Source organism: Mesorhizobium bavaricum, assembly GCF_056781655.1.
On the sequence record NZ_JBXAYV010000001.1, the window covers coordinates 599,261 to 616,082 of the forward strand.

Consider the following 16,822-nt stretch of genomic DNA (forward strand, 5'->3'; position numbering starts at 1 on the left):
ATTTTGGGATTCCGTTTTGCGGTGTGGCGTGCGAGTTTGATGCATGCGCAATGGCATCTCCTTCACCGTTTCGGCCAGCGATCGTCAGCGCTTGCAAGCGATCGTCGCGGCCCCTGGAAGCCCGCAGAAGCTTGTTGTCTGGCGGGCGCGTATTGTCCTTCTGAGCGGCGATGGTCTGGGCACCTCGGCCATCATGGCCGAGACTGACAAGTCCAAGACCTGTGTCTGGCGCTGGCAGGAGCGGTTCATGCACGAAGGCGTCGATGGACTGCTGCGCGACCGGTCCCGTCCGCCTGGAAAGGCGCCGGTCCCGCCGAAGCATGTCGCCGAGATCGTCCGCCTGACGCAGGCTCCGCCGCCGCATGAGGCGACCCATTGGACGCTGCGCGCGATGGCCAAGGTCGCCGGCATTGCAGCGTCGACGGTGCAGGGTATCTGGAAGGCCCACGGTCTCAGCCCGCATCGCTGGCGGCACTTCAAGCTCTCCAACGACCCGGCCTTCGCCGAGAAGCTGACGACCATCGTTGGCTTGTATGTCGATCCGCCGGCCCATGCCGTGGTGCTGTCGGTCGACGAGAAGTCGCAGATCCAGGCCCTCGACCGAACCCAGCCCGGCCTGCCAATGAAGAAGGGCCGCGCCGGCACGATGACACATATGTGGACGGGCCCCTCCTCGCAAGGTGTTGAGCAGGGTTTTGATCGGATCGCTTGCGATTATATGTCCGGCCTCTGTTTTGTGCGGTCGCACATGACCGCGGGCCAAGATGGTTTCCGCAACGCGAGTTCCTAACACGACTGCGACCTACAACGGCCAGTGAGTCATCCGGAGTATCTTGCGTCATGGATCGATCGATCACACCACCTGCTCATTCTCTTGCAAGTTCCGACATCAACAAACACGGTCGCATTTCGTCTGCTCCCCGTGTTTGGCTGATCTTCTAAGCCGCGCACGCCATACCAGGCGGCACAGCATTGGTTCGGTACGCTTCGCCGGTCACCATCATCTTCCAGGCGATGCGCGCGATTTTGTTCGTCAACGCCACGGCGACGAGCTTCGGCGGCTTGCGCTTGAGGAGGTCAAGGAGCCAGGGCGAGGAATTCCTGCCCCGTCCGTCGCGGACTCGTCGCAGGAGGGCGGTGGCGCCGACCACCAGAGTACTTCTCAAGGCTTCGTCGCCGGCGCGTGTAATCACGCCGAGCCGGACCTTGCCGGCTGTGGAGTGATCTTTCGGGGTCAGGCCGATCCAGGCGGCAAAGTGCCGGCCTGATCGGAAGCCCTCGGGCGTTGGCGTCTTCATCATCAGAAGCGATGCGCCGATCGGACCGACGCCGGGGATTTGCGCCAGACGGCGGCTGCATTCATCGGCCCGATGCCAGGCCATCAGCTTGGTGTCGACCTCTCCCAGCCGGACTTGCAACTGCGCATATTCCGCGCCGTGCAGCGCGAACAGCTCCCGCGCCAGCTCCGGCAGCCTCTCATCGGCCGCGATGCGCTCGAGCAGCGGCTCGATCTTGCATATTCCCTTGGCGGCAGTCAGCCCGAACTCGGCCGCATAACCGCGGATCGAGTTGGCGAGTTGCGTGCTATTGTGGATCAGTCGGTCGCGCATGCCGGTCAGCATCAGCGCCGTCTGGTGGTCGGCTGTCTTCACCGGCACGAAGCGCATCGTTGGCCGGCTCATCGCCTCGCACAGCGCTTCGGCATCAGCCGCATCGTTTTTGCCTCGCTTCACGTATGGCTTGACGAACTGCGGCGGAATCAGCTTCACCTCGTGGCCGAACGACCGCAGTAGTCGCGCCCAATGGTGCGATCCGCCGCACGCCTCGATCGCAATCACCGTCGGCGGCGCTTTCTCGAAGAACGCCACCATCTCCTTGCGCCGAAGCTTTTTACGCAGAACCGGGTCTTCAGCCGCGTTCACACCATGGAGCTGGAACACGTGCTTTGACGTATCCATGCCAATTCGAATAATCTGTTCCACGGACGGTCTCCTTTGCTTGAGATCTTCAACGACCTCATTCTGGCACATCGATGCCGTGCGGGGGCCGTCCACACCAACACGACTACAAGCGGCACGCCACAACGACGCTCTTCGCTGCCCTCAACGTGCTGGACGGCACGGTCATGGCGCAGAACATGCAGCGCCACCGCCATCAGGAGTTCATCCGCTTCCTCAACCGCATCGAGCGCGAGCTGCCGGCGGACAAGGCAATCCATGTGATCCTCGACAATTACGCCGCGCACAAAAAAGACAAGGTCCGCGCCTGGCTCGACCGCCACCCGCGCTGGACCTTCCATTTCACCCCAACATCCTGCTCCTGGCAACGCCGTCGAGGGCTTCTTCGCCAAACTCACCCGGCGCAGGCTCAAGCACGGCGTCTTCCATTCCGTTGTGGATCTTCAGGCCGCCATCAACCGCTTCATCCGCGAATACAATGCCGAGAACCCGCTGGAAAGCCAACCCCGATGATATCATCGCCGCCCGAAACCGCGGGTTCCAAACCTTGGAATCAATCCACTAGAGTTTGCGACGGAACCCGAAATCTGCTTGCAGCGCGCGTCATTTCGGTGTTTGTTGCAGCAAAATCATGTTTGGAGGTACCTTGAATGACCACGAGCAAATCTACCCCTGCGCCCACTATGTCGGAACCCTCCCCCAAACCCACTAATCTCGTGACGCGGAGACGCCGGCCAGTGGTCGACCGTGCGGAGGGTATCTACATATGGGCCCAGGACGGACGCCGGTTCATCGACGGGTCCAGCGGACCTATTGCCGCCAACATCGGCTACGGAAACGCCAATGTACTTTCTGCGATGAGACGGCAGCTTGAGAAGACCACTTACGCTTGCCGCCTGCATTTCGAGAACGAGCCGACGGAGCAGTTGGCAACCGAACTGGCTCATCGTATGCCCGGTTTGGACCAGGTCTTTTTCGGCTCGGGGGGATCCGAGGCGGTCGAAACAAGTCTCAAGCTCGCTCGACAATGGGCGGTGGCAACGGGCCAATCCTCGCGCTGGAAGGTGATAAGTCTGATGCCATCGGGCCACGGGATCGCCTATGGATCGCTCGCCATTGCTGGGGATGGTGTTCTGACCGACGACTTTGCCGACCAGATCAAAGTCATGCCGAAGATACCCGCCCCTATGGCACATCGTGATCTCGACGATCTCTCGATGGAAGAACGTGGCATCAAGTATGCCAGCCTGCTGGAACACAAAATCCTGACGGAGGGCCCGGAGACCGTTCTGGCCTTCATAATTGAGCCCATAGGCGGGGCGGCAGCGGGCGTTCTGATAGCGCCGGACAGCTACTATTCCCGCATCAGGGAAATCTGCGACAAGCATGGCATCTTGCTCATCTTTAACGAGGTGATGACCGGCGTCGGTCGCACCGGCAAATTCCTAGGCGGGGATCATTGGTCGTGTAAGCCTGACATCATCGCCCTGGGGAAGGGGCTCGGGTCGGGATATGCCCCGATTAGCGCAATGGCCACTTCGCGAAAACTGGTTCAGCCGGTGCAAGACATGGGCGGGTTCAAGCATGGCTATACGTACGGCAGCAACCCACTCTCGAGCGCGGCCGCCCTTGCCGTCCTAGGGGAGGTGGACCGACTGGGTCTCAGTGAAAACGCGGCAACGATGGGCGAGATCCTGTTGGATGGACTGCAGGGACTTGCTCAGCGGTTTCCTTTTATCGGCCACGTGCGGGGAAAGGGTCTGCTTACGGCAATCGAATTCATGGAGGATGCCACGAGCATGAAGAGCTTCCCCCCAGAGTTGGGGATCTCCGACCGCGTGATCGACCTAGCCTACGAACGTGGCCTAATCGTCTATTTTCGGCGCGTAAGCGGCGGAGTGCCAGGTGACTGCGTGATGGTCTGCCCACCGCTGATCATCAATCAGAGCGAGGTCAACGAGATCGTCTCTATCCTAGGGGAGGCGATTTTGGTTGCAGCACGAGAGCTCGATCTTCCTGTGAATGGATGATGGCGCGGTGAACTCGTGCATCCATCGCATCGCGCGATTGACGCTCGTATACCTAAGACAAGTTCCGCGGGGGGAGACCGCTCCCAGCGGCACCGAGGGACTCAGAATGTACTGCGGCAATGCAGGCCAGGCTTGCGCCACAACCAGTTGCGTCGATCGTGATGATGAGTTCCTTCAATACGCCAGACGTGAAGGAACGCACGTCGGCGCAGCGGACGGGCTTCTGCATATGGGACACATGGCAGAAGCCGGGCAACAAGAGTGCGATAGTCTTCTCGACAACTCAGGGCCGCCTGAGCTGCTGCCGGTTTTTCGGACACGCAGTTAAGCTTGCATAGCTTGTTCCTCGAAGTCGACGGGGCTGAGATAGCCCAGCGTCGAATGTCGGCGCCGCGGGTTGTACAACCGAACGACAGAACACCCACGTTACCGAAGCAATTGACGAGCGGACGGTTTCGTATGCATGGCATCCCTGGGCTGGCAAGACAGTCTGCGCTCACAACATTTTCGAGAAAGCGAACGGCGCAGTTGTTGGATGCGGCAAGGCGGGTCAACAGGGCGGCCGCCTTCTGGAGATTCCGGTATGGATGCTCGATGCCGCCGCCTGTTTGACGATGCGTTTCGCGCCGGGTCCTGTAACGGACCTTCGCGGTATCGCCGCACTCCGGCTTCTCCTTTCGGATGTCAGCGCCCGTGCCACACTGTATGAGGATATCCGGAGCCTGACGATAACATCTCCCGACGAGAATCGTGGAGATCGCCATGGGACGCCGCCGCCACCACTTTCAGACCAATCCCGGATCGTCAGTTCGAGTTGTTCGAGATGGAGCCGCTAACCAAGCTTGCCCTGACACCGGACTGGAGCGCGCTGCCGACGGAGACGCGGCACAAACTGACCAGCCTGACGGCTCGCCTGTTCGCCAATCACACCGGCGGTCAACCCGACGATCCTCGGGAGAACACCGATGAAGAGAAGATCGGCGCCCAGCATCTGGCGCGCAAGGAGGTTCTCTATGTCCGGCAATCCTCCGCGCACCAGGTTTTGCACAATCGCGAGAGCCGGGCGCTGCAGTACGCGATGCGCGGCCGCCTCACTCAACTTGGCTGGTCAGAGATTGACATCGTCGACGAGGATCTCGGCCGCTCGGCGGCCGGCGGCGTCACCCGATCCGGTTTCGAGCGGATGGTGGCCGAGGTCTGTCTCGGCAAGGTCGGCGCGGTGGCCGCGCGGGAGGTCTCTCGCTTCGCCCGCAACAGCCGCGATTGGCAACAGCTTGTCGAGATGTGCCGTGTGGTCGACACGCTCCTGATCGACCAGGAGACCGTTTACGCGCCGCGACAGGGCAACGACCGTCTGCTTCTGGGTCTGAAGGGCAGCCTCAATGAGTACGAACTTGATCTCCTGCGCCAGCGTTCGCTCGCGGCTCGTCATGCGAAAGCTCTGCGTGGGGAACTTGTCGTCGCGGCCCCGGTCGGGTTCGTCAAGGTAGGCGACCGATTGGAAAAGGACCCCGATCGCCGCGTGCAGGAGGCGATCCGGCTCGTCTTCGACAAGGTGGCCGAGATCGGCAGCGTCCGTCAGGCGCTGCTCTGGTTCCTCGAATATGGGCTCGACCTTCCCGCCAGATGCGCCGACGGAAGCATCGTCTGGCGCCGCCCGCGCTATTCGACTCTCCATCAGATCATCGACAATCCCGCCTATGGCGGCGCCTATGCTTATGGCAAGACGGGCGCGGCCGTGCGTTACGGCGTGGGTGCAAAGGCCGGCGTCCGGCGCAAGGCGCGCGAAGACTGGTTGGCGTTGCAGCCCGGTGCCCATGAAGGGTATGTCGAATGGGAACGCGCAGAGTCTATCCGCAAGATGGTGAGTGATAACGTCCCGACCAGCCGATGCCACGGTGCGCCCAGACACGGTGCGGCGCTGCTCGCGGGAATGCTGCGCTGCCGGCGCTGCGGCCGGAAGCTGACCGTTCAGTACACCGGCCTGAAGAGCAATATTCCGCGCTACGCTTGTATCCGCGGGCGGATGGACTACGGAGAGCCGAGTTGCATCGCCTTCGGCGGCCTGCGGGTCGACGACGCCATTGAAGACGCTTTACTCGCAGTGGTGCGGCCCGGCGCGGTGAAGGCGGCGCTCGAGGCGGAGACGCAAGCCGCTCATCGACGCGATCAAGCGCGCGACGGCATGCTTCGGGATCTGGAGGCGGCGCGCTACGCAGCGGATCGGGCCTTCCGTCAATACGACGCCGCCGATCCCGAGAACCGTCTGGTTGCAGGAGAACTGGAGACGCGCTGGAACCAAGCGGTTGCACGCGTGGCAGAGATCGAGACGCGCATCGCTGATCATGACGCGGCGACGGCGCAGTCCCTCGATCCGGAGCCCTTGTCCTTCGCCACTCTCGCGCAGGACCTCAAGGCCGTCTGGTGCGCGCCCGAGACCGATGCCCGCCTGAAGAAGCGCATCGTGCGAACCGTCATCCGCGAGGCGCTGGCCGATCTCGATGACGAGACCGCCGAGATCGTCCTGACGATCCACTGGATGGGCGGCACTCATACCGAGTTGCGGCTTCCCCGCCGGCGGCGTGGGCAACGCAACAGCACGTCCTCGGATATCGTCACTGCGGTCAGACAACTGTCCCTCATCATCACGGACGACGTCATTGCGGGCGTTCTCAATCGCAACGGTCTCAAGACCGGGAACGGCAATCGCTGGACACGGGAGCGGGTGACGTCGCTCCGATCGAGCTATAAAATCCCGGTCTATCGACCTGCCGAGGACAGTTGCGAGCCGTGGCTCAATCTTCGCAACGCCGCCACCCTTGTCGGTGTCGCGCCACGAACGCTTCGTATGGCGGTGGAAACGGGAGAGATCGAAGCTATGCGACCCCTGGCCGAAGGACCCTGGATCTTCCAGCGGGAAGTCCTGATAGGCGAGACCGCAAAGACCATCGCCCTGCGCGCACGTCACAACCCGAAACACCCCCGCGGTATCAGACCCGGCACAGCAAAACCTCTTCCTTTCAACAACATAGCGAGATGTGCGTTGTGATGCGAGCTTGTAGAAGCGCTCGATGTAGTCGAACACGTCCGCCCTGGCATCATCCCTGGTCCTGTAGACCTTTCGGCCCGTGCGCTCGGTCTTGAGCGAGGAGAAGAAGCTCTCCATGGCCGCGTTGTCCCAGACGTTGCCGGATCGGCTCATCGAGCAGGTGATGCCGTGGTCGGCCATCAGCCGCTGGAACTGCGCGGACGTGTATTGGGCGGATTCAAGCGGTCGTCGCAACACCTGAACGAAGGAGGTTGCGATGGGCATTCGAAAGCGACGATCCCACCGTTCTGGACGAGCACCGTTGGCGTCACCGGGACGGCCGCCAGTAGCGGGGCGATCTGAACTCCAGCGATTCTGGTTGGGGATCGCGCAGGGGATGACCAGCAAGGATTGTCAAGCGACACGAGGAATTGACCCCTTTGGCGACATCAGGAACTGACCCCCTTTCACTGGGTTGCTGTTTCGTTGGTTTCGGGCGCGCTCCGGTCTTCTGCAGAAGACCGGACCGGCGTTTTTCGCGGAGACGGTAGCTGTCGCCGCGGATAGTAATCACCGCCGAATGGTGAAGCAGGCGATCCAGGATCGCGGTGGCCACCACGGGATCTCCAAATAGGTGAGCGGCATTGGCCTCGAAGGGAAGATAGCCGAGCTCGTCGATGATCAGCAATTTTGGACGCGATAAGATCGTCAACTGCTTGTCGAGCGAGCCGTCGCCATGGGCTTTTGCCAACATCGCTACCAGCGTGGCCGCAGTGACGAATTGGACATTGTAATTCTGCCGGATCGCCTCGCGACCAAGGCTCACAGCAAGATGGGTTTTGCCCGTTCCCGGAGGCCCCAGCAACAAGAGCGTGTCGCCATGGGCAATCCAGCGGCAGGTCGCCAGCTCCCTGATCTGTCCTGGGTCCACCGATGGCTGCGCGTCGAAGTCGAAGCCGTCGAGTTCGCGCACGAACGGGAACTGCGCGATCTTGCTCGACATGGAGATGCGCCGCTCGTCGCGCCGTGCGATCTCGCGCGACACCAGGAAAGCCAAGGCCTCGCGCAAGGTCATCTTCGAACGGGCCGCTTCGTCCAGCAGCGTGTCGAGCTGGTCGCGGATCGCCGTCAACTTCAGCCGATCCAGGGTTGCGATCAGCACGTCATGATCTAGGGTCGTCATCACCAGCCCCCTCCGACCACCGCTTCGTACTCGGCGAGTGGCCGCAGCAAGGTGGCCGGGGCGATCTCGATGCGCTCGGCGCGCACCGGCCCTTCGAAGCCGGCAACGCCGACAAAATGCATTCGGTCCACGATGCGCTGTCGTCGCCCTCGGCACAGGGCATGGTCGGCCACTACCTGGCCGGCATGACGGATGATCACGCGGCCGGCCAGCACCACGACCTGGACGCTTTCGCCGATCAGGCGCCAAGGGACCGAGTAGCTGTTCGTATCCAGGTCGATTGCGCAGTCGGCCTGGACCTTGCGGACCAGATCCCGCAGCTGTCCGAACGGCGCGCGTCCGGCCAGCGGGCGAAGCGCACGAGCTTCAGCAGCAAAGCGTTCCACTGGCGCGACACCGGTCGTGCCGTGTTCGCGCTGGTCGGCGACCTCGCGCGTCCACCGATCCAGATGCGCCTCGAACGCCGCCCAGCTCTCGAACCGGCGGCCGGCGATCGCGTTCTTCTTGACGTAGCCGACTCCGCGTTCGTCTTTCCCCTTCGTCCTGGCCCGATAAGGGGCACAGGCCCGCGGTGTGAAGCCCCAATATCGGGCAAAAGCGTGCAGCCGGGCGTTGAACCTCACCTCGCGCGTCACCGCGTCGTGATGCTCAACCAGCGCCTTTGCATTATCGATCAGAACTTCCGCCGGCACGCCCCCAAACCGCAGGAAAGCGCCTTCCATCCCTTCGAACCAGTCGGTCTGGCGCTGCCTCGGCGAGGCCCGGATGTGCATCCGGCGCGAATAGCCAAGCGTCCCGACAAACACATGGATCCGCACCCGCTCGCCGCCGATCCATACCCGCGTGTCGCCGAAGTCGATCTGCATCTGATGACCGGGCGCCGTCTCGAAGCGGACTGTCGCCCGCTTCTGCGCCTTTAGCTCCCGGCGCCAATGCTGTACCCCACGCTCCACCGAACGCAGGCTGATAACGATCCCGTGTTCGTCCGCCAACTCTTGGCGAATAACGTCCGCGTTGCCGTCGTGACGGAAAAATCGCTCCCGCAACCAATCATCAAGCCCGTCGAGCGCCGACACGCGCGGGCGACCCTGATAAGCGATGACACCGCCTTCACGAAGGTAGCGGCGAGCCGTATTGCGCGCGCAACCGAATTCCTTCGCGATCCGTTTTGCTCAGGACGCGTTCGGCCATCATCTCTTCCAGATCGCGCAGGCTGAGATTGTAGGCCAGATACCAGCGAACGCACAGCAAGATCACGGATCGATCAAAATGGCGGCCCTTGAACATGACAAACTCCCGGAAAAAGGAGCAAGCGTCATGCAGCAAATGACCTTTCCAAAAAGTTTGCGACAGAACCCTTTCCACTGCCATCGCTGCTGGGCTCGCCAAGGGCTTGATGCTGCCCCAAGCGTGCCGATCGGCCAAGGATCGTGTCCTTACTCTGATGCTGGAAAAGTTCCGGGCGAGCAACCTCGAGGTGCTCACGGCGGCACCGGGGGGAGAGCGCCTTCCGACCGCCTTGCTAAGATGCGATCCCGATTGATCGAACTCAATTCCTACCTTGTCGCCGACCTTGAGGTCAAGTCGAAGGCATCGTCTGCAACTAGGCCGAACTCTATCCTAGCCCATTCGCCAATCTAAGGCGAGCGCGCACGAATGGCCTGCTTCAGACGTCGATAGCTGTCGCGGATATCGTTTTCAAACGCGGACCGAACGCCTTGCGCATCGCCCTCGCGAAGGCTGTCCATAACGACCTGGTGATTGTGAACGCCGTATTTCTGAATCGCGAACTCAGGATAGAGGTCGTGAAACGAGGGGCCGATCCGCAGCCACAGGGTCTCGATGGTCAAGAGAAGATGCGGCATGCCGCAGTTCTTGTAGACCGCGAAATGGAACTCCTTATTCGTCCAGAGAACGTCGGCATACCGCCGACTTTCGAGCGCGTTGCCAATTGTCACCTGCATACGCTCCAGAGCGTCCGCAAGAGCTGGCGGAGAGTTCGCCGTGCCGCGCTCAGCCGCCACACCTTCGAGAGCAAGGCGCATCGCCGTGATTTCCTCCAGCTTTTCGATCGTCAAATACGGGACAATGACGGTCTTAGGGCCGGAATAGACGAGCGAACCTTCGGTGGCGAGGCGGTTCAAGGCGTCGCGAGCCGGTGTGGAACTCACGCCGAGCGCTTCGGCCACAGCGCGCACAGTCAGTTTCCGTCCTGGCTCGAAGGAGCCGCGGATCAAACGGTCCTTCATTGCCTCATAGGCCAGATCGCCGAGGCGAGCGTTTTTCTCAAGGGGTGCAAGGTCTAGCCGCGCCCCGTATTCAGGGCGCTGATCGGGCGCTGCCAAGATTATCCCGCCTGAATTCTCGTTGCCAACATCATTGCTCGTTGACCCCTCGTAATATTTGTTGCACCAAATTACAAATAAGTAGTGTACAGGAAAATTCGCGTCCTCGTAGCAAAAAAGCAAGGAGGCGCGGAGACGGTATGTGCTTTTCGTAGCAAGTCTGACCGCATCAAGCACCCAAGGGCCGAGCTGCTGCCGTCTTCGTGGACACCGAGATAGGGTGTTTCAGGGCCCTGGAGAGGTTTGATGCAGAGACGGAAGTTCAGCCGCGAGTTCAAGCTCGAGGCTGTGAAGCTGGTCCGGGATCGAGGCGTGTCTGTGGCCCAGGCGGCTCGCGATCTGGAATGCACGAGAACGTGCTGCGCAAGTGGGTGCGTGAGCTGGGTGCCGATCCCCAGGCGGCGGCCGAAGATTGTGCAGCGATGCCCGGGCGCGTGCGGCAACGAAGGCTGTGGAGTTGCACTGAGAAGCGCGCGTTGGTCGACCTGGCGAGCGCGGCGGGGTCGTCGGTAACCGAGGTCGCGGAAGCGTTCGGTGTAGCTCCGTCACAGCTCTATGCCTGGCGCAAGCAGATGGCCGGCGGCGAGCTTGATGCCGATCAGGTGATGGCGACCTTCGCGCGCATCGACGTGAGCGATCTGCCCTGTGTGGAACGCCCCGTCGCCGATTGCCGGACCCGGCCGGCAGGATCGTCGTGGCCTTTGCGAGTGGCACGCGATTGCGGATCGACGGGACGATCGATCCGACGGCGCTGCGTATCGTACTGGCGGAGTTGACCAGGTGATCACGGAGGTGCCGACCGACCGGATTTACTTGTGCTGCGGTGAGACCGATATGCGCCGCGGGATCAACAGCCTGGCGCGGATGGTGCAGCAGGTGCTCGCGCTCGACCCGCATTCCGGCGCGATCTTCTGCTTCCGTGGACGCAAGGGTCATATCATCAAGATTTTGGCGCATGACGACCAGGGGTTTTGTCTGTTCACCAAGCGGCTGACCGATGGTTGTTTTGCCTGGCCAACCACCAAGGATCAGGTCGCCGTGTCGCTCACCAAGGCACAGCTTTCGCTGCTTTTGGACGGGATCGATTGGCGCCGGCCGAACAAGATTTATCGACCGCGTCTGGCCGGCTAAATTAGGCCGTTTCTCATTGATTTTGTGTCGATTTTGCTTCCGTAACGGAGGTCTTTCGGGTATGTAATTTGAGTGTCGGAACAAGCTCCCTCAACCGCTGATTTCTTCGCTCGGATCGCCCTTCTGGAGGCGGTCGTTTCTGCCCGTGACATCACCATCGCCGAACGCGATGAACAGCTTCGAAGAGAGCGCGCCGAGGCCGCGCTTCGCATCCAGCGCCTGCAGCTGCAGATCGATCGCTTCAACCGCAAGACCTTCGGCCGCTCGTCCGAGAAGCTGGGCCAGATGCTGCTCGAACTCGAAGATATCGAGACCGATTTTGCCGCCAGCGTGCCCGATTTCGAGCTGCCTATCGTCGCAGACAGCGACAAGGTACGGGTGTTGCCGCTGCGTAAGCTCAACCCCAACCTGCCGCGCAAGCGGGTCGTTCGCGAGCCGTCTTGCGCATGCTGCCCGGGCTGCGGCGGCGATCTGCGCGCCATGGGCGAAGATCGCGAGGAGATGCTCGATCTGGTCGCCCAGGCCTGGCAGGTGATCGAGACCGTTCGACCCAAGTACAGCTGCCGGACCTGCGATAAAATCATCCAGGCTCCGGCACCAGCCAAGGCCATTGCACGCGGCAAGCTCAGCTATGCCGCGCTCGCCCATATCATGATGGCCAAGTGGGGTTATTATCTGCCCTTCTACCGTCAGGCACAGATGATGGCCGCCAAGGGCGTCGATATCGAGCGATCCACGCTTGCGCGCAGCGCCGGCTACGCCGCCGCCTTGCTCGATCCCATCTACAACCGCATCCGTGAGATCGGCCGTACCCGCAGCAAGATTCACACCGACGACACGCGGCTTCCGATCCTGGCGCCCAGCACCGGAACGACGCACAAGGGCGCGCTCTGGGTTTACGTCGCCGACGACCGCAACTCGGGTTCGCAGGAGCCGCCGATCGCCTGGTATCGCGCCACCATGGGCCGCGCCGGCGAGAGCGTGATGACCGAGCTCGCCGGATTTGCTGGCACGCTCCAGGCCGACGGCTTCAGCGGCTACAATCAGCTCTACAAGGGCGGCGCCATTCGCGAAGCCGCCTGCCTGGCCCATCTGCGTCGCAAGATATTCGACGTTCACGACAGTCAGCCGACCGAGCTCAGCACGACGGCCATGGCCGGTATCCAGGCGATCTACCGGATCGAGGAAGAGATACGGGGGCTGCCGCCCGCCGAGCGATTGGCCGCACGACGAAGGCGAACCCGACCACTGGTACGCGCGCTGCGACGACAGCTCATGCGCCAGGGCAAGGATTTGTCGCGCCATGCCGATATCGCCAAGGCCTTCGCCTATGGCACCAAGCGATGGCGCGCGTTCAATCGCTTCCTCTACGATGGCCAGCTCGAGCCCGACAACCTGATCGCGGAGCGCGCCATTCGTGGATTTACGGTCGGAAGGCGCAACTGGCTTTTCTCGGGCAACTTCGCCGCGGCAGAGCGGTCAGCGGTCGTGCTCAGCATCATAGAAACTTGCAAGCTCTGCGGCGTCGATGCCGAAGCCTACATGGCCGACGTCACCGAGCGCATCCAGAATGATTGGCCCGCCTCGCGCTGGGACGAACTGATGCCGTGGAATTGGGTGCGCCGCGAAGAGATGCAGCTCTCCTTGGCGGCATGAGCGCGCTCGATGACATGGCGCTGTCGGACGAGGCGCTCGAGGCCTGGATGGCTGCCAAGACCAACCGCCCGCTGGTGCGGACCATGTCGGCGCTGGATGGCTTCGTAACGGCGGCGGTCACCGGGCCGCGCTACCCGGACCCGCAAGACTGGATGTGCCCGCTCATGGGGTTGCGGCGCGACGTCGTGGCCAAAGGCTCTGCAGCCGATCACGCCGTGTTTGCCAGCGTCGCCAGGATCCACAACCGGATCAACGAGACGCTCTTCGACAGACCGCAGGATTATGCGCCCCGATTCGCCACCAAGCCCACCGGCGGCATCGACCCTCGGCCGTGGTGCCAGGGATTTTACGCGGCCACGAATCTCAACATCAAAAAATGGAAACGACTACTCGACCTCGACAACCCCAACCACGGCCTGCTGCTGCCGATGCTGATCTACTGCGTCGACAAAAAGGGGAGGCCCGTCCTCGGCAAGCCCAGGCCTGGGCCCGAGACCGCGTACTTCATCGAGCACGAGGCGTACAAAGACATCGCCCTCGTCATCCCCGCCCTGCGCGAACTCCATTACGCACCCGTTATGAGTGATCGCCGCCGGCGCGCCGACCAACGGCTGACCTACCATAGACGCATCACAAGACGATATTGGGAGGTGCCTTGGCGCACCGCTTACCAATCAGCGCAGCCGGATCGAAACTCAGATGGGCAGATGGAAGGCCGTGATCGGGCAAAAACTCAGAGCAAAACACTTTGAAAACCAGAAGACCGAAGCCAGGATTGGCGTATCGGTTCTCAACAGGATGACGGAACTCGGACGTCCCCTGTTCGCACGCACGGCATGAAATCTGTCCGGTTAAGGGGTAGCTCGCCCGTCGTTTGGTCCATGCAACACGTTCGTACAAATGCAAGTTTGTTGAGAGCTTATTCTCCAACCCGCTCCGCCTTCGCGCGGATTGCCAGCTTCAGGTGCCGATAACCGTCGTGGATATCGTTCTCGAACGCCGCCTTAACGGCAACCGCATCGCCCTCACGAAGGCTCTCGACAACCACCTGATGATTGTGCACGCCGTATCTCTGGATCGCGAACTCGGGATACAGGTCGTGAAAGGAGGGGCCGATCCGCAGCCACAGAGTTTCGATGGTCGACAGAAGATAAGGCATGCCGCAGTTTCTGTAGACTGCGAAGTGGAACTGCTTTTTCGTCCAGAGCACGTCAGCATAACGCCTGTTTTCGAGGCCCTCCTTAATCTTCGCCTGCATGCTCTCGAGCGAATCCGCAAGACCCGCCGGAGCCTTCGCCGCGCCACGCTCCGCCGCCAATCCTTCAAGAGCAAGCCGCATGGCGGTGACTTCCTCCAGTGCTTCCATCGTCAAATGAGGCACAATGACCGACTTTGGGCCAGAATAGACGAGCGCACCTTCAGCGGCGAGGCGATTCAGGGCGTCGCGCGCCGGCGTGGAGCTCACGCCGAGCGCGTCCGCCACAGCGCGCACTGTCAGCTTGCGTCCTGGCTCGAAGGCGCCGCGTACCAGCCGATCCTTCATCGCTTCATACGCCATGTCGCCGAGGCGAGCATGCTTCGTCAGCGGTTCGAAATCCGCTCTTTCCGCCGCTTGGCCGGGCCAGGATCTCAGTAAGATTCCCATTGACAGCTTTAACCTTTTATTGCACCAAATTACATGGGCGAAGAGGCGCAGAGGGAAGTTTGGGACGAAGTACTTACGATCAATCTATCGAAAAGCGGCTTTCTTGCTCACTATCGATCATTCCTGGTATGCGCGCATCGGGTTTTGGTAAAAGCAGGCCTGTGGACTTACTCAACCCTTGCGACCACCAATAACTCCTTGCCATAAGTCGGCGGAGAATGCCGATAATCGCTGTACTCTGCCTCAACCGAAAAGGGACAGCGCGCCAGCAAGTGGCGCAGTTCCCACCGGTACGTCCAGCGCAGCACCAAATCCCGCGTTTCCTCGCGCAATGTTTCGCCGGTTTCTGCAACTTCCGAGAAGCGCCAGACATCGTGCTGTGTCTGAGCAAAGTCTATAGAAGGCGTCGTAGGACTGAACAAAAATTGAATTGGCGTCGTCGTCGTAAAACCGATTCAAGATATTCTCCATTGAACGCCGGCTCAAGTGGATTGATGAAACCGGACTTACCGCTCATCTCGGACAATATCGGGATAGAGGCATCTCCCGCGCGGGCAGCCAATGGTGAAAAACACGCCTCGTGGCCACTTCATGAATTGTGCCTCTTCAAGCTCGGGATCGCGCTGGTGGAGCTCTGGTATCTTTCGGAATGCGCCAGGTGGATGAGGCAACGACAGCGACGATATTTCCTCCTGACCGCAGCGCCGCTGTGCCTTCCTGGCGCTGTTGGCTCGCCCGTTACGCGTCCATCCAGCTCGGCGCAGCGGGCAGGATTTACCGCCGTCAGCGACCGTTTGACGATTATGCTGAACCAGAAAATCTCAGAGGCCAACCGGCCAGTTCGCTACGGATCATTCAGAGCCCAATCTGTCAGATCGGCAGAGCTTGCCAGCAGATGAAACGACAAGGTCACCAAAACCCGAGTAAAAGCACACTAAATCGCGGCTCGACTTCAATACGATCGGCTTCGAGTATTCGCACGATATCGTCATAATCAACGACACGTCGGCCGCGGCCAAGATGGTGACATAGATCAATCATCACGCCGCGCCCCTGCAGGCCAACTCGCGCCATTGTGTCTGCACCAAGACGACTCGTGCGTGCGCTCCCCGTCGCAGGATCTGGCGCAATCACATCGGTGCCGGCGCGCCAACCGTTGTAGTAGACAGGCTCAGCGACACCATCCCCATCGGCATCGAAACTCTGCCCCACATGGGCAAAAGTGTCCCAATGCGTCGAGTATTGTGTCGCTAATGTTACCGCATCGTCACTGATGATGTCAGTGGCCCCTACCTTTTCCTTAGCCAGAGGATAGTTGTAGTTGAGCGCACCTTCCTGGTCGCGCGGTAGAGCGACTAGCCGTGGCGGAGGTCTCCGATGATCTACAATAGTGCCGCCAGGTAAATTCAACGGAAGGCTCAGGCAAAATGTCAGTCCCTCTTCCACATAACCGGCCCCTTGCTTGCGGGCGTCGGGCGTAAGAAAATTGAGCCGCCCCAACTCGTCATCGTCACCAAAGTCGCCGTCACCAAAGTCGCCCCAGTTGGAACCGTCGGGTCTTCGTTTCCAGCGTCCCTGGACGGCCATGAGGCCGGCCGCGTGGGCCGCATCGAAATATCGCCTGCTCTCCTTGATTACGTAGGCGGTGTTCCGAAAGTTTCCTGTCGGGCGATTACCGTCCGAGATACCTATTCGCTGCGGCATATCATTTCCTCCTGATCTGCCAACCTGTTGATCTCCACATCTAGTCATTAGCATTATTCATGCCACCAGCTCTCGATCGCTCACCCTTTTGAAATTGCTGTAGTTTTTGCTTCTGACAGCGCCGTCGTGAGGGGCGGAGTTG

9 protein-coding genes and 9 pseudogenes are annotated in these 16,822 nt (G+C 61.0%); 10 read left to right on the forward strand and 8 right to left on the reverse strand.

The annotated features are described in order from the left end of the window. Positions 1-43 precede the first annotated feature (43 nt). A pseudogene (locus tag AC1RZR_RS35610) lies at positions 44-655 on the forward strand (IS630 family transposase); the annotation flags it as partial. A 283-nt stretch (positions 656-938) separates the two neighbouring features. Here AC1RZR_RS35610 and AC1RZR_RS35615 read toward each other — a convergent pair. After that, positions 939-1,982, reverse strand: coding sequence for an IS110 family RNA-guided transposase (locus AC1RZR_RS35615; protein WP_481829318.1), 1,044 nt, complete (start codon positions 1,980-1,982; stop codon positions 939-941). 77 nt (positions 1,983-2,059) lie between these two features. Here AC1RZR_RS35615 and AC1RZR_RS35620 point away from each other — a divergent pair. The 3 genes and pseudogenes from AC1RZR_RS35620 to AC1RZR_RS35630 all read left to right on the forward strand — a co-directional run. Further along, positions 2,060-2,523 (forward strand): annotated as a pseudogene (locus AC1RZR_RS35620) (IS630 family transposase); the annotation flags it as partial. A gap of 118 nt (positions 2,524-2,641) precedes the next feature. Continuing rightward, complete coding sequence (locus tag AC1RZR_RS35625) at positions 2,642-3,988, forward strand: aminotransferase family protein (protein WP_481829605.1); 1,347 nt, start codon at positions 2,642-2,644, stop codon at positions 3,986-3,988. A gap of 913 nt (positions 3,989-4,901) precedes the next feature. Then, positions 4,902-7,020: pseudogene (locus AC1RZR_RS35630) on the forward strand (recombinase family protein). A gap of 26 nt (positions 7,021-7,046) precedes the next feature. On the opposite strand, the pseudogene AC1RZR_RS35635 reads toward AC1RZR_RS35630, so the two are convergent. Then, a pseudogene (locus AC1RZR_RS35635) lies at positions 7,047-7,256 on the reverse strand (integrase core domain-containing protein); the annotation flags it as partial. 37 nt (positions 7,257-7,293) lie between these two features. Between AC1RZR_RS35635 and AC1RZR_RS35640 the strand changes: the two are divergent. Further along, positions 7,294-7,449: pseudogene (locus AC1RZR_RS35640) on the forward strand (IS30 family transposase); the annotation flags it as partial. 48 nt (positions 7,450-7,497) lie between these two features. Here the strand turns inward: AC1RZR_RS35640 and AC1RZR_RS35645 are convergent. The 4 genes and pseudogenes from AC1RZR_RS35645 to AC1RZR_RS35660 form a co-directional block, all read right to left on the reverse strand. Next, positions 7,498-8,199: pseudogene (locus AC1RZR_RS35645) on the reverse strand (ATP-binding protein); the annotation flags it as partial. Beyond that, positions 8,199-9,371: pseudogene (istA, locus tag AC1RZR_RS35650) on the reverse strand (IS21 family transposase); the annotation flags it as partial. The pseudogenes istA and AC1RZR_RS35645, both read right to left, overlap by 1 nt. Before the next feature lie 7 nt (positions 9,372-9,378). Next, positions 9,379-9,486: pseudogene (locus AC1RZR_RS35655) on the reverse strand (IS6 family transposase); the annotation flags it as partial. Positions 9,487-9,836: 350 nt separating this feature from the next. Next, positions 9,837-10,463: a GntR family transcriptional regulator gene (locus AC1RZR_RS35660; protein ID WP_481829606.1), complete on the reverse strand. Its 627-nt coding sequence runs from the start codon at positions 10,461-10,463 to the stop codon at positions 9,837-9,839. 327 nt (positions 10,464-10,790) lie between these two features. On the opposite strand from AC1RZR_RS35660, the pseudogene AC1RZR_RS35665 reads away from it, so the two are divergent. The 5 genes and pseudogenes from AC1RZR_RS35665 to AC1RZR_RS35685 all read left to right on the forward strand — a co-directional run. Next, positions 10,791-10,948, forward strand: a pseudogene (locus AC1RZR_RS35665) (transposase); the annotation flags it as partial. Positions 10,949-10,966: 18 nt separating this feature from the next. Next, positions 10,967-11,320, forward strand: coding sequence for a transposase (locus AC1RZR_RS35670; protein WP_481829607.1), 354 nt, complete (start codon positions 10,967-10,969; stop codon positions 11,318-11,320). 4 nt (positions 11,321-11,324) lie between these two features. Further along, entirely contained in the window at positions 11,325-11,675 is a 351-nt protein-coding gene (gene tnpB, locus AC1RZR_RS35675) for an IS66 family insertion sequence element accessory protein TnpB (protein WP_481829319.1), read from the forward strand. Positions 11,676-11,747: 72 nt separating this feature from the next. Next, on the forward strand, positions 11,748-13,331 hold the full coding sequence (tnpC, locus tag AC1RZR_RS35680; protein ID WP_481829320.1) for an IS66 family transposase: 1,584 nt from the start codon (positions 11,748-11,750) through the stop codon (positions 13,329-13,331). Next, positions 13,328-14,083, forward strand: a complete 756-nt coding sequence (locus AC1RZR_RS35685; RefSeq protein ID WP_481829321.1) for a UPF0149 family protein — start codon at positions 13,328-13,330, stop codon at positions 14,081-14,083. The genes tnpC and AC1RZR_RS35685 overlap by 4 nt, the downstream gene beginning before the upstream one ends. A 167-nt stretch (positions 14,084-14,250) precedes the next feature. Here the strand turns inward: AC1RZR_RS35685 and AC1RZR_RS35690 are convergent, their stop codons facing one another. Together AC1RZR_RS35690 and AC1RZR_RS35695 are read right to left on the reverse strand one after the other, a co-directional pair. Then, positions 14,251-14,889 carry a GntR family transcriptional regulator gene (locus tag AC1RZR_RS35690; protein WP_481829608.1) on the reverse strand — a complete coding sequence of 213 codons (639 nt, stop codon included), beginning with the start codon at positions 14,887-14,889 and terminating at the stop codon, positions 14,251-14,253. A 996-nt stretch (positions 14,890-15,885) separates the two neighbouring features. Then, on the reverse strand, positions 15,886-16,680 hold the full coding sequence (locus AC1RZR_RS35695; protein WP_481829322.1) for a hypothetical protein: 795 nt from the start codon (positions 16,678-16,680) through the stop codon (positions 15,886-15,888). Positions 16,681-16,822 lie beyond the last annotated feature (142 nt).

Excerpts from the sequence above, each read along its gene's own strand:
- AC1RZR_RS35625 (WP_481829605.1), top strand. The coding sequence starts at position 2,642 with ATGTCGGAACCCTCCCCCAAACCCACTAATCTCGTGACGCGGAGACGC.
- AC1RZR_RS35690 (WP_481829608.1), bottom strand. The coding sequence starts at position 14,889 with ATGGCGTATGAAGCGATGAAGGATCGGCTGGTACGCGGCGCCTTCGAG.
- AC1RZR_RS35685 (WP_481829321.1), top strand. The coding sequence starts at position 13,328 with ATGAGCGCGCTCGATGACATGGCGCTGTCGGACGAGGCGCTCGAGGCC.
- AC1RZR_RS35695 (WP_481829322.1), bottom strand. The coding sequence starts at position 16,680 with ATGCCGCAGCGAATAGGTATCTCGGACGGTAATCGCCCGACAGGAAAC.
- AC1RZR_RS35670 (WP_481829607.1), top strand. The coding sequence starts at position 10,967 with ATGCCCGGGCGCGTGCGGCAACGAAGGCTGTGGAGTTGCACTGAGAAG.